The organism is Streptosporangium sp. NPDC001681 (assembly GCF_040298085.1).
GTDB lineage: Bacteria > Actinomycetota > Actinomycetes > Streptosporangiales > Streptosporangiaceae > Streptosporangium.
Map to the genome: position 1 here is coordinate 1 of NZ_JBEOZN010000078.1, position 11795 is coordinate 11795.

The 11795-nt window shown below is 63.8% G+C and carries 12 protein-coding genes and 4 tRNA genes; 8 read left to right on the forward strand and 8 right to left on the reverse strand.

Features of this window, described 5'->3' with window-relative positions; genetic code table 11:
• Window positions 1-655: 655 nt before the first annotated feature.
• The 4 genes from ABT130_RS29895 to ABT130_RS29910 form a co-directional block, all read right to left on the reverse strand.
• Window positions 656-729 (reverse strand) — tRNA-Phe (locus ABT130_RS29895).
• A 28-nt stretch (window positions 730-757) separates the two neighbouring features.
• A tRNA-Asp gene (locus ABT130_RS29900) sits at window positions 758-832 on the reverse strand.
• Between the two features lie 106 nt (window positions 833-938).
• A tRNA-Glu gene (locus tag ABT130_RS29905) sits at window positions 939-1011 on the reverse strand.
• 92 nt (window positions 1012-1103) lie between these two features.
• Window positions 1104-2618 (reverse strand): metallophosphoesterase family protein, encoded by a 1515-nt coding sequence (locus tag ABT130_RS29910; RefSeq protein WP_350927705.1) that lies wholly within the window; start codon window positions 2616-2618, stop codon window positions 1104-1106.
• Between the two features lie 35 nt (window positions 2619-2653).
• Between ABT130_RS29910 and ABT130_RS29915 the strand changes: the two genes are divergently transcribed.
• Both ABT130_RS29915 and ABT130_RS29920 read left to right on the forward strand, forming a co-directional pair.
• Entirely contained in the window at window positions 2654-3004 is a 351-nt protein-coding gene (locus ABT130_RS29915) for a metallopeptidase family protein (protein ID WP_211263868.1), read from the forward strand.
• 168 nt (window positions 3005-3172) lie between these two features.
• On the forward strand, window positions 3173-4468 hold the full coding sequence (locus tag ABT130_RS29920) for an MFS transporter (protein ID WP_350960849.1): 1296 nt from the start codon (window positions 3173-3175) through the stop codon (window positions 4466-4468).
• Window position 4469: 1 nt separating this feature from the next.
• Here ABT130_RS29920 and ABT130_RS29925 read toward each other — a convergent pair whose 3' ends face one another.
• Entirely contained in the window at window positions 4470-4898 is a 429-nt protein-coding gene (locus tag ABT130_RS29925) for a PspC domain-containing protein (RefSeq protein WP_350927700.1), read from the reverse strand.
• A gap of 119 nt (window positions 4899-5017) precedes the next feature.
• Between ABT130_RS29925 and ABT130_RS29930 the strand changes: the two genes are divergently transcribed.
• Complete coding sequence (locus ABT130_RS29930) at window positions 5018-6175, forward strand: acyl-CoA dehydrogenase family protein (RefSeq protein ID WP_350927698.1); 1158 nt, start codon at window positions 5018-5020, stop codon at window positions 6173-6175.
• A 51-nt stretch (window positions 6176-6226) separates the two neighbouring features.
• Here the strand turns inward: ABT130_RS29930 and ABT130_RS29935 are convergent, their stop codons facing one another.
• Complete coding sequence (locus tag ABT130_RS29935) at window positions 6227-6850, reverse strand: 3'-5' exonuclease (RefSeq protein ID WP_350960852.1); 624 nt, start codon at window positions 6848-6850, stop codon at window positions 6227-6229.
• Window positions 6851-6966: 116 nt separating this feature from the next.
• On the opposite strand from ABT130_RS29935, the gene ABT130_RS29940 reads away from it, so the two are divergent.
• Window positions 6967-7039, forward strand: a tRNA-Lys gene (locus ABT130_RS29940).
• A gap of 32 nt (window positions 7040-7071) precedes the next feature.
• Here the strand turns inward: ABT130_RS29940 and ABT130_RS29945 are convergent.
• Both ABT130_RS29945 and ABT130_RS29950 read right to left on the reverse strand, forming a co-directional pair.
• Window positions 7072-8247 (reverse strand): tyrosine-type recombinase/integrase, encoded by a 1176-nt coding sequence (locus ABT130_RS29945; RefSeq protein WP_350960855.1) that lies wholly within the window; start codon window positions 8245-8247, stop codon window positions 7072-7074.
• 53 nt (window positions 8248-8300) lie between these two features.
• Window positions 8301-8669: a hypothetical protein gene (locus ABT130_RS29950; RefSeq protein ID WP_350960858.1), complete on the reverse strand. Its 369-nt coding sequence runs from the start codon at window positions 8667-8669 to the stop codon at window positions 8301-8303.
• Window positions 8670-9186: 517 nt separating this feature from the next.
• Here ABT130_RS29950 and ABT130_RS29955 point away from each other — a divergent pair.
• The 4 genes from ABT130_RS29955 to ABT130_RS29970 all read left to right on the forward strand — a co-directional run bounded on the left by ABT130_RS29955 (window position 9187) and on the right by ABT130_RS29970 (window position 11788).
• Window positions 9187-9339, forward strand: coding sequence for a helix-turn-helix domain-containing protein (locus ABT130_RS29955; RefSeq protein ID WP_350960955.1), 153 nt, complete (start codon window positions 9187-9189; stop codon window positions 9337-9339).
• A gap of 11 nt (window positions 9340-9350) precedes the next feature.
• Window positions 9351-9614 (forward strand): hypothetical protein, encoded by a 264-nt coding sequence (locus ABT130_RS29960; protein ID WP_350960861.1) that lies wholly within the window; start codon window positions 9351-9353, stop codon window positions 9612-9614.
• 757 nt (window positions 9615-10371) lie between these two features.
• Window positions 10372-11247 (forward strand): toprim domain-containing protein, encoded by an 876-nt coding sequence (locus ABT130_RS29965; protein WP_350960864.1) that lies wholly within the window; start codon window positions 10372-10374, stop codon window positions 11245-11247.
• A 361-nt stretch (window positions 11248-11608) separates the two neighbouring features.
• Window positions 11609-11788: a hypothetical protein gene (locus tag ABT130_RS29970; protein WP_350960867.1), complete on the forward strand. Its 180-nt coding sequence runs from the start codon at window positions 11609-11611 to the stop codon at window positions 11786-11788.
• Window positions 11789-11795 lie beyond the last annotated feature (7 nt).

Here is an 11795-nt window from a genome sequence, read left to right on the forward strand (position 1 = left end):
TCAGGGGGATATCTCCTTGCCATGCCGACCTCTCCTGAAGGGGGTGGAGGCATGTAAGTCAACCAAAGCGACTCCACGAAAGCCGGGGTACATCAAAGTCTCCACCGAACCCGGGACGATTCACAGGAACGCCTGGGACATCCGTTCCAGGCGTTCACTGTTGCATGAGCCGGACCCTTACGTCCTCTGGGAGGAGGGGAAGGTAGTCATATCCAAGATCATCCAACTCTGTGCGTACCCATTGAGCCCCATGATCATCGGGCTCAAGCTTCCGCAAGTGAAATCTCAGACTCTCAACCGCTCGCCGCTCTCGCTCCCGATCACTTCCTGGCCTGAAGTCGGCCGGAAGGTTGTGGCAGATGTCGGCGATCATTCTTATCCGGTCGATGCGGCTGAGCGGGCTACTGAGGTCCTCACCACCCTGCAACTCCCGGCGCACGATGTGCGTCGTGGCGCGTATCTCGATGAACCCTCGGCCCATCAGATAGCGCACCGCGGTCTGAGCCGACAGACGTGCCTCCCGACGTCGTAAGAGCCGCCAGCCCATTACTCGCTCCCTCAACGAAAAGCGCGTTGTCGTCACCGTTGTCGTCAAGCACAACAAAAAGCGCCCCGGCCATAAATGGCTCGGGGCGTTTGTGCTGCTCAGCTGTTGTGGTCAGGGGCGGGGTCGAACCGCCGACCTTCCGCTTTTCAGGCGGACGCTCGTACCGACTGAGCTACCTGACCTTGGTGGTGGATCGAACACCTACCTGAGCGGTCCTGACGGGACTTGAACCCGCGACCTCCACCTTGACAGGGTGGCGAGCACTCCAAACTGCTCTACAGGACCTTGCTTGGCTGGGGCTTTTGTCCCCGGCCTTTCTGGCTTTGCCAGCCTACCAGTTCTTCGGAGGTCTTCGACCTGCCGTTTCCCTGGCGAGCCTTGGCTCTGCCGGTGCCCCCAACGGGATTCGAACCCGTGTCGCCGCCTTGAAAGGGCGGTGTCCTAGGCCACTAGACGATGGGGGCTCGGGACTCGCGTCCCGTTCCTTCGCCGTGCTCCGCTGGAGACCTCTGAAGCATAGGGGACTTTTGCCCCGTTGCCAAAGCGGCTTTCCGGCCTACGGCGTCGGTGTGACGGTGATGGACCCCGTTGGAGACGGGGTAATCGTCGGCACAGGAGAAATTGTACGGCCAGGCTCGGTCTCAACGTGACGCTGGATCTGAACCGACTGCTCACCGAGCCCTCCCAGGGTGATGTCGTCCCAGGCCCTCAGGCGGTGCGTGTCGGCGTCGAAGTACAGAACCGAGGCCGCGACGGGGGTGGGTTCGTCGTGTTCGAGGGCTCGCAGCCCGGCGCCGCCGGTGGACCCCTGGACCAGGAGGCGGCTGCCGGAGGGCAGCAGTTCGGTGGATCGCTCGTGCGAGTGGCCGGTGAGGATCATCGGGGCCGCGCCGGAGAACCCCTTGGCGATCGTCGGGTCGTGGACGGCGATCAGGTCGACCTGCTTGGGGAGCCGGGCCAGCTTTGCGGCGTGGGAGCGGCCCAGCGCGTCGAGGGATTCGAGGTTGGAGTCGACGGAGACGGACTTGTCGGGGGTGAACCGGGGGTCGCCCAGACCGTAGACGCGCAGCCCCGCCACGGTCTTGGCCGAGTCGTCGAGGACGACCGCGCCCTTCTGCCTGCTTACGGCCCGCTGGGTGGTCATGGAGTCGTGGTTGCCCCTGACGAAGACGTACGGGACGCCGAAAGTACCGATCTCCTCGACGAACTTGTCCTCGGGGCCGGTGCCGTGGTCGGTCAGGTCGCCGGTGTCGATGATCGCGTCGATCTTGAACTGGGTGGTGACCGAGCGGATGAGGTTCCAGGCGATGGGGCTGAGGTGGATGTCGGAGACGTGCAGTATCCGGATCGAGGTGGGGTCGGCGTCATAGACCGGCAGCGCGGAGACGACGTCGTAGAGCTGGGAGACGTTGTTGACGAGCTTGGCGAGCTGGACCCGGTAGGACTCGAACCTGGTCACGATCGACTCGGCGTCGCCGACCAGCGTCGGAGCGCCTGCCAGCAGGCCGGTGTACTTGGGTTCCACCACGGAGTCCGGCCGGAAGGTCAGGGCGACGGCGGCGCCCGTGCCGGCGATCGCGACGGCGACGCCCAGCGTGCCCGCGAGGGCAGGTCCTGGGCGGCGGAAGACGATCAGGGACGTGACCAGGGCGCCCGCCAGGCCGCAGAAGGCGGCACGCACGATCAGCGTCCTGACTCCGTTGCCCAGTTCCTCCTCCAGGAGCGCGGGGAGCCGGTCGGCCGAGAGCCTGGGGTCGTCCAGGAACCCGCGTGCCCGGTCGGGGTTGATGTTCTCCAGGGTCACCCGGAGGCCGACCGGGGCGTTGTGCGTGTCGAACAAAAGTGTGCCGAAAGGGTGAGCATCCAACACGGTCTCCCCGGTCCACGAGGGCTCGGCGGACAGGCCGAGCTCCACCGGACCGACATTGGACCGTACCGCCCCGCCGAGCATGATGCCGAGCCACGCACCCGCCAGTGCGACGGCGGCGACGGCCGTGGTGCGGGCGATCCGCCTGCCCGCGCGACCGGTGGCGAGCCGGCGGGTCCTCTGGGTCCAATCAGCGAATTTCATGGGCCTCCACCTCGCCCCGGGAACACCGGGGCAGAATGACAGGTGTGATCGAGATCTCGCGGGAGAAGTTTGAGGAGCTTGTGGCCGAGGCTCTGGACACCATTCCCCCCGAGCTGACGAAAGTGATGGACAACGTGGTGCTCGTCGTCGTCGACGACCCGCCCGAACCAGATCTCCTGGGTCTTTACACCGGCATTCCCCTGACCGAACGTGGCGACTGGTACGCAGGAGTGCTACCCGACCGGATCGAGATCTACCGCAGGCCGATCTGCTCGATCTGCGAGACCGAGGAGCAGGTCATCGAAGAAGTGCAGATAACGGTCGTCCACGAAATCGCCCACCATTTCGGCATCGACGATGATCGGCTGCACGAGCTGGGCTGGTAACTAGCCCCGTACAACACATCAAAACCCCCGTTCCTGAAATATCACAGCTTATCATTACGGTTTGCATGCGCTTGATTGCTTTCGGTTGCGCGTCGGCCCTGCAGCAGGCACCGTAGGTTACACAGTGAACACCCACAGTCAGTGTGCCTGCGAGCTCAGCGGAGTCCTATGGCGGCGACCAAGTCCGGCCGACTACCCGGGCGGCACCGCCGTCCGGCGGAACGCCAAGCGACCTACGGCGAGGTCATCGCCATCGGCGAGTTCCGCGCGCTCTGGATCGGCCAGGGGCTCTCCCTCCTCGGCGACCAGCTCTCCCGGGTGGCGCTGTCCGTCCTGGTCTTCGAGCGGACGGACTCGCCCCTGGCCACGGCGTCGGTCTATGCCCTGACCTACCTGCCACCGATCATCGGCGGGCCGCTCCTCGCGGGACTCGCCGATCGCTACGCCCGCCGGCGCATCATGCTCGTCTGTGACGTGCTCAGGGCCCTCCTGGTCGCGCTCATGGCGATCCCCGGCACCTCGTTCGCCATGCTGTGCGCGCTGGTCTTCTGCGTGGTGCTGCTCAGCGCGCCGTTCTCGGCGGCGCGGGCGGCGCTCCTGCCGGAGCTGCTCACGGGCGACCGCTACGTCGCGGGCTCCGCCCTGCAGAACATGACCAATCAGGGCGCGCAGATGCTCGGCTTCGCCGCCGGCGGCTTCCTGATCATGGGAATGGGGCCGTACCGCGCGCTGGCCCTGGACGCGGCGACCTACCTGGCCTCCGCGCTCATCATCGTCTCGGGCGTACGGCGGCGTCCCGCCCCCATCTCCGCCGACGAGAGCCGGCCCTCGATGTGGACGATGACCCGCGCCGGCGCCAGGCTGGTCTTCGGCGACCCCCGGCTACGGACGTTGGTGCTCTTCGCCTGGCTCTGTGGCTTCTACGTGCTCCCCGAGGGGATCGCGGCCCCGTACGCCGGTGAGCTGACCGGAAATCCCCGGCAGCTCTCCCTGGTCACCGGTCTGCTGATGGGGGCCATGCCCACCGGTACAGTCGTCGGCGCGTTCCTGTTCAGCCGCTACGTCAGCCCGTCGAACCGGCTGCGGTCGATGGGCTGGATGGCGATGCTGACCTGCGCGCCGCTGATCCTGTGCGCGGCGCGGCCGCCGCTGCCCGTGGTGCTGCTGCTCTGGTTCGTCTCGGGGCTGGGCGGGGCCTACCAACTCGCGGCCAACGCCGCGTTCGTGCAGTGCGTCCCCGCCGAGCGGCGGGGACAGGCATTCGGGCTGGTCCAGTCGGGCCTGCTGGCCTCCCAGGGCGTCGGGATCCTGGTAGGCGGGGCCGCGGCCGACCACCTCGGCCCCGAGATGGTGGTGGCACTGGCCGGCGCGACCGGACTCGCCGTGGCGGCCGCGCTGGCCGTGCTCTGGAGGGCATCCCGCAGGGAGATCATCGAGAGGGTTCGCGCCGAGGCGAACTCCTGACTCACCCCTGGGTGCGGGGGTCGTCGCTACGCGGCGGCACCGTGCCGTACGGGGCCGAAGGGGGCTGGGGAGCCTGGTAGGGGGGATACTCGGGGGCCTGCTGGTGCGGAGCGCGGTGCTGGCTGGTGGCCTTGGCCCAGCCCTGCTCGGCCTTGGTCTTGGCGTCCACCCAGATCGGGTTGTCCTTGTTCTTGTCGATCAGGTCCTGGAGGACCGACCTGTCCTTGTTCTCCTCGGGCAGGAGCACCCAGCCGATCGCGTAGACCGCCACCCCGAGACCACCGAAGAAGGTGGCGACGGCGAGGGCCGCGCGGATGATGTTGGGGTCCACCCCGATGTAGCGTCCGAGGCCGGAGGCCACACCGGCGATGATGCGCCCGTCCCTGGTTCTGCGGAGCTGCTTGACGCCGGAAAAGTCGTTTTCGTTCATGTATTAAGACTGCCCCGTGGCGGGTCCTCATCACATCGGGACTTCCCCTGGCGCAACCCTGACATCCACCCTGTTCGGCCCGGCAATACCCTGACAGGGCCGAACAGAGAGGAAAACCCATGGACGACCTCCTGCGTATCGACGACACGCTCTCCGAGGAGCAGCGACTCATCCGCGACACCGTGCGGGACTTCGTCGCGGACCGGGTGCTTCCTCATATCGGCGACTGGTTCGAGGAGGCCACCTTCCCCGCCCGCGAACTCGCCCCGGCGCTCGGCTCGCTCGGCGTGCTGGGCATGCACCTTCAGGGGTACGGCTGCGCGGGCCTCGACGCCGTCTCGTACGGGGTGGCCTGCCGCGAGCTGGAGGCGGGAGACTCCGGACTGCGGTCGTTCGTCTCCGTGCAGGGCTCGCTCGCGATGTTCCCGATCTGGAAGTACGGCTCCGCCGAGCAGAAGGACGAGTGGCTGCCCCGGATGGCCGCGGGCGAGGCGATCGGCTGCTTCGGCCTGACCGAGCCCGACCACGGCTCCGACCCGGCCGGCATGCGCACCCACGCCAAGCTGGACCCCTCGGGCGACTGGATACTCAACGGCGCCAAGATGTGGATCACCAACGGCTCGATCGCCGACGTCGCGGTGGTCTGGGCGCAGACCGAGGACGGCGTCCGCGGCTTCGTGGTGCCCGCGGACACCCCTGGCTTCACCGCCCCGGAGATCCACCGGAAGATGTCCCTGCGGGCCTCGGTGACCTCGTCGCTCTACTTCGACGACGTCCGCCTGCCCGCCTCCGCCGTACTGCCCGGGGTGCGCGGCCTGAAGGGCCCGCTGTCCTGCCTGTCCGAGGCGCGCTTCGGCATCCTGTGGGGCGTGGTGGGGGCCGCCCGTGCCTGCCTGGAGTCCGCGGTCGACTACTCCACCTCCCGTATCCAGTTCGGCAGGCCCATCGGCGGCTTCCAGCTGACCCAGGAGAAGCTCGCCTGGATGTACGTCGGGGTGGGACAGTCACAGCTCACCGCGCTCCATCTGGGCCGCCTCAAGGACGCGGGGACCCTCACCCCCCGCCAGGTCAGCTTCGGCAAGCTCGCCAACGTCCGCGCCGCCCTGGACATCGCCCGCCAGGCACGCTCCATCCTGGGCGGCAACGGCATCACGCTGGAGTATCCGGTGATCCGGCACATGAACAACCTGGAGAGCGTGCTGACCTACGAGGGCACCCAGGAGATCCACACGCTCGTGCTCGGTGAGGCGCTGACCGGCATCCCCGCCTACCGCTGAAGGTCCCACAGGGCCCTGACGTACGCCCTGCCCGTGTCCGGCCTGCTCGGGCTACCTCCGGCGGGGGTGGCGCTGGGGCAGGCCGCTGGGGCGCCACTCGGGGGCCTGAGCCGCCCGCTCCAGCTTCTCCGCCCAGGAGACTCCCGTGCGCAGGTAGAACCGGAGCAGCTCGGCGGTGGCGCGGGCGTCGGCCAGCGCGGCGTGGGCTCCGAGGAGCGGGATACCCGCGCGCTCGCAGCAGGCGGCGAGCGTCCACCTGCCGTCGGGGATGAAGCCCGGTGCCAGCCGCTGCGTGCACAGGGTCTCGGTCACCCACTCGCTGCCGGGCAGGTGCCGCAGGAAGCGCAGGTCGAAGGAGGCGTTGTGGGCCACCAGGACCCGGCCGGCGATCCGCTGCCAGACCTCGTCCAGCAACTCCTCGATCACCGGCGCGCCCGCGACCATCGCGCCGGTGATGCCGTGGACATGCACGGCCCCGGTGCCGCGCCTCGGATCGACCAGCGAGTGCCACTCGTCGACGGTCTCGCCCTGGGCGTTCAGCGAGATGAGCGCTATCTCGCAGATCCGGTCGCCCCTGGAGGGCGAGAAACCCGTGGTCTCCACGTCGACCACGACATACCCTTGCCGCGTGGAGACATGTGCACTGCGGGCGGGCTCAAGCCCCGAGCTCGTCATGCCCGCCACTCTAGGAGCCGCTCCCGCCCTTCACCTGCCGTTCCGCAAACAGGTGACCGCGAATGGGCCTGGCGACGGACGTTAGTGGACACTATCCTCGGTACGCTGTCACCTGCGGGGCGTTAGCTCAATGGTTAGAGCTGCGGACTTTTAATCCGTAGGTTCTGGGTTCGAGTCCCAGGCGCCCTACTCAAAAATGCCTGCTGACCAGGCAAAACAAGCTAGACGGCCACCCCTGCGGGGCCGTCCTGCATGCCAGGAATCAACGTTTCGTCAACATCCTGCGGAGCGAACGCGGCATCGATGGCCGCGCGGGTGGTCTCGTCTGCGGAGTCGTACAGGTGCCCGTACGTGTCCATGGTCTCGGTGATGCTCGCGTGCCCCAGCCGTTCCTGGATCACCTTGGGGGACTCCCCCGCGTGGATCAGCAGGCTTGCGTAGGTGTGCCGAAGCGTGTGGAACGTGGCCTCTTCTGGGGCATCCTCCATGTTCTCCAGGGTCTTTACCCAGGTTCGTGCTCGGAAGTTCTTGTAGTTCAGCGGTGATCCCGTCGGGCTCGTGAAGATCAGCCGTTCGGTTCCCTCTCCGAACTCCTTCAGGTGAGCTGCCAGAGCGTCTACGACGGTCTGAGGAAGCGGGATGACTCGGTTGCTGGCTTTGGTCTTGGGCGGGATGAACACATCGCCGTCAGCCTTCGGGGTTCTGGCCAACTGACGATCCACCTTCACTGTCCGGCGAAGGAAGTCCACTCGGTCCACTGTGAGCCCTGCCAGTTCCGACCAGCGCATGCCCGTTCCGGCCGCCGCGATGATGAGCGCCTTGTACTGCGCGGGCATCGCCGTTGCGAGCGCTAGAACCTCCTCCGCCTCAAGCGGTTCGACCTCCTTCTTGACCACCTCGGGCCGTTCGATGTCCCGGCATGGACTGCGGCCGATACGGTCATCTGCCACCGCGCGCCGGAAGATGGACGCGACGACGCGATAGGCCGTCTGAATCGTCCGGGGCGCGAGCGCCTTGGTTTCGGTGAGGCTGTTCACCCAGTCCTGCACATCGCTACGCGTGATGGACGCGATGGGCTGATCCCCGAACTGGGGAAGGATGTGCCGGTCCAGGTGACTGGTGTAGGTGATGGCCGTTCCGAGCTTCTTCGTGGTCTTCTTGGCCCCAAGCCACTTGTCCGCGTAGTCGCGGAACAGCACCTTGCCCGCGTGGGGGTCGATGTAGACCCCCTTGTTCTTGCTGGTCTCGACCTCGGCGCGGAAGGCTTCGGCCTCCTTCTTGAGCCGGAACGTCTTGGCCTTCTGCTTGCCGTCAGGGGCACGCCACATCACACGGTAGCTGTACTGAGGTTTGCCGTTTTTGAGGGTCTTGAGGGTGACCCTGTCGATCGATGCCACACCACTTCCTTTCTGAGCATCTGTTTCCTTGTCCCCCGAGGTCTGTAGTGCGGTCAGCCGGACCGCTCTTGATCACCTGCAAGCAGGCCCTTGGCCTTCTCGGTGAGTTCGCCCCCACCGACTCCTGGCGTGGGATCGGTGAGCAAGCCGCGCTTGCGGGCCTGTCGGACCCAGTTCTCGGCCGTGCGCCTGTCCGCACCGGTCTGTTCAGCCAACCAAGGGATGGGGCTGCCCTTGCCGTAGCGAGCGTGGTTGGCGTACGCACGCGCCACAAGTGCGAAGAAGCGATCTGGTCTTCCTGCGCCCCCTGGGCGCGGTTGTTCCTCGACCATGAGCTTGATTCGTTTGATAGCGCAGCGAGTTTCCTGTCCGGCCTTATAGCCCGCTCCGTAAGCGGAAGTAGTCTTCTTCTTCTCCGCCATGAGAGTTGTCAGAGGGATGTCCCGGAGGACGCTCGTGGTGATCCCACGTGCCAGCTCTTCCGGCGTCACGTCAGGGCGTGCTCTGATGACCAGTTCTGTTGGACCGTCTCCCGCTGCGTTTGGCTCCCAGAGCGCCACGACTTGCCATGGGCCCATGTCGGCCTGAGCGCGATACCTCCCCTCCGATGGGCTGGGGGGATCTCCTGGGTTGGCCTGTGATTCGAACATGTGATCAGGTTAACACTACTTCGGGATGTTGCGAAAGGTCCCGAAGATGTAGTGTCTGGTGGTGTCCGGTTCGCACCGCTCGGCGTGTGCCACCAGAAGGACAGGCCATGGAGGACGGCCTTAACTACCTCTCGCACGCAGGCGGTTCCCCGGAGGAGACCCAACCAAGAGTTGGCCCTGTCCGCGAACACAAGACGCGCGTTCTGTACCCCGTTGATTAGTAGGGGCAGACGCTTGCGCCTGCCCCTTGAGCGAGAGGACGACTGCTTTGAGCGATCGGCTTTGGAATGTGGATCAGATAGCGGATTACCTGGGAATCCCAAAGAGTCGCATTTATGACAACTGGCGAGCGTGGGGCCTGCCGTTCATCCGAATCGGTCAGCAACTCCGATGTGATCCGGCTGATTTCGGGAAATGGATTGAGAAGCAGAAAGCGGCTTGAGGGGCATTGGCATGTCTGAAATTGAAGTGAACGAGGGCAGGACTCTCGTCTTTGATGTCGAGGGTGTTCAGGTCACCAAGGTTGAATTGGGGAATGCGGTCCTCACAGAAGTTGCACGGAGTGGGGATGCTGATCCCGATGTGGTCGCGCAAGCGATGGCCTACGTACCCGTCAATGCGCAAGTTACTGGTCAATTCATAGTAGGTGACGCAGAATCACCTGACGGTGGTTTCATCATTGACTTGCTCTTGGAGGAAGTCCAGGGTGACGACTAGCGATGCCCATACCTGAATACCAGTGGGGCAAGGTCTATCAGGGGTATGCGGGCAGTGTCGCTAAATGGGGATACTCCCTGTCCCTGGAGACTCGTCTCCTCATGGCCGCAATATCGCGGGCAAACAATACAGGACATGCCATCTTCAAAGACGGTGAGCTTCAGGAAATCCTTGCAAAGGAGCAGGCGGACGGCACTCGTAAGCCTGCCTCACGGTCCACGGTATACGCCACAATTAACAAGCTGAGGAAATCTGGGCTGGCCCTCTCTGGAGGCGGTGAAACCTGTATTTGGCTGCCGCGCGAGTTCTGGGCGCGGAACGTAAAGCGAGGTTCCATGTGTCCGATGCATCGAACGTATGATCCCGGCTATGCCGCAGTGAACTTGACGACCCAGAGGTTACATGAGTCCTAGAATCCTGGACCGATCAGTCCGGGAATCCTGGACTGATCTATAGCTCTGATCTGGGATGACTCCTCTTCCTCTCTATTCTTATATAGCTATGGGTTGGGTTGCCCTGAGGGCGACCAATCAAATCATTGTTGCAATCCTTGTTGCGGCCAGCCGTGGGGCTGGCACCTCATCCAATGGGCTGCCCTTTCGGGGGCGGCCTATTGGGAGGCTTTCAATCATTAGGTTTTGATCGCAGTCACTTCGTGCTGCTCTGGATGGAGAAAGTTAGGGGATATCCTTCCCCCTCCTTCTCTCATCCTGAAGCCCGAACGTGTTCGGGATGAGCTAAAGAAGGGTTTTGATAAGTGAATCTTGATGAATACCTGATCAGTCGGGGCCTCACCCCGGACGCTGTCTATCGGTTTGATCTTTCATTCAATCCCATTGCTAACGCGCTGGTGATTCCAGCGCTTAACTCCAATGGGGGTTGGGTTGGTGATCTCTTCCGATACATGTCGGAAGATGCCAGCCCGCGCTATAGATGGATTCGCGGGCATCCTTGGCTATTCAACGCTCAAAGCGTTTCACATCCTTTGGTGGATCTGGTGATCGTGACCGAAGGTCAGATCGACACCATGACTGTCTGGGACGCCCTTGGACGCGTCGGAGAGCGTCGTAAGTCATCTCTCGCGGGACATACGGAAGCTTGCGGCCTTCCCGGTGCGTCAGCTTGGAGACGGGACTACGCGGCCTTGCTGGACGGTAAGCGGGTGATCGTGCTCGCCGATGGCGATGACGCCGGTAAGACGATGCTGCGGAGCATTGAACGCGACTTGGAAGGGTTCAGTTCTTTCGTTATGCCGACAGGCATGGATGTGAACGACTACGCCCGTCAGCGAGGCCGGTTGGAGTTGCGCCGGTTGGTTGAGAGCTTTGCTCGTGTGGCACGGCCGGTGCGCTTGAAGCCAGAGGAGAAGCCCCAACGGGTAGGCGGATACCGGGGTGATCTCGTGGTTCCGATTCTCTTGGAAGTCGGTATTGATGTCCGCTGTTCTGAGACTCCATACCGTTGGGCTTCAATCAAATGCCCTATCCCCGGTCATGATGACAGGAATGCCAGCGCCACGATTGCACCGGACGGTAGGGCAGTGTTCTGCCCTGTCTGTAAGAACGGTTCTGGTGGAAATCTCTTCCGCGCTAATGCCCTCAGGAAGACTCTTGGAATTAGGAAGTCGGCGTGAGCGGGCCACCGAAGTTCCGGAAAGCAAAGATCCGATGTGGTAACTGTAGGCGCATGTTCACCGAGAAAATCCTTATAGGACAGGGCGGCGCTTGGTCTACGTACTGCGGAGACACCTGTAAGCAGGCAGCTCACCGGAAGCAGAAGCGCAAATACGCACAACGGGTCCGGGAGAACGGCAACGCCCGTTACGGGCGCTGTAGTCGGTGCGGAAAGGTGCAGGACCTAAGAGAGCCTTGTGGGTTCTGTGCTCGAAAATAGGTCTGACCTGCGATAAGTAGACGTGACATAGTAAACGGGTGAGGAGCGGAACTCCGGTTCCGCTCCTTTTTCTTTTGCCAACTACCGAGAGAGATCAATCCATGTCATACAACATCGCGACCGAAATCGACCTTGAGTCCTACGACCTTGAGACTCTGGAGTCGTTCATCAAGGTTGATCAGTTCAATGCCCTTCACGGTCGAGACCTAATCATTAACCCGGCGCTTGGCCTTGAACTGATTTACGCGCCTATCGGTTACACCTGCAACACCAACGCCTAATCATTAA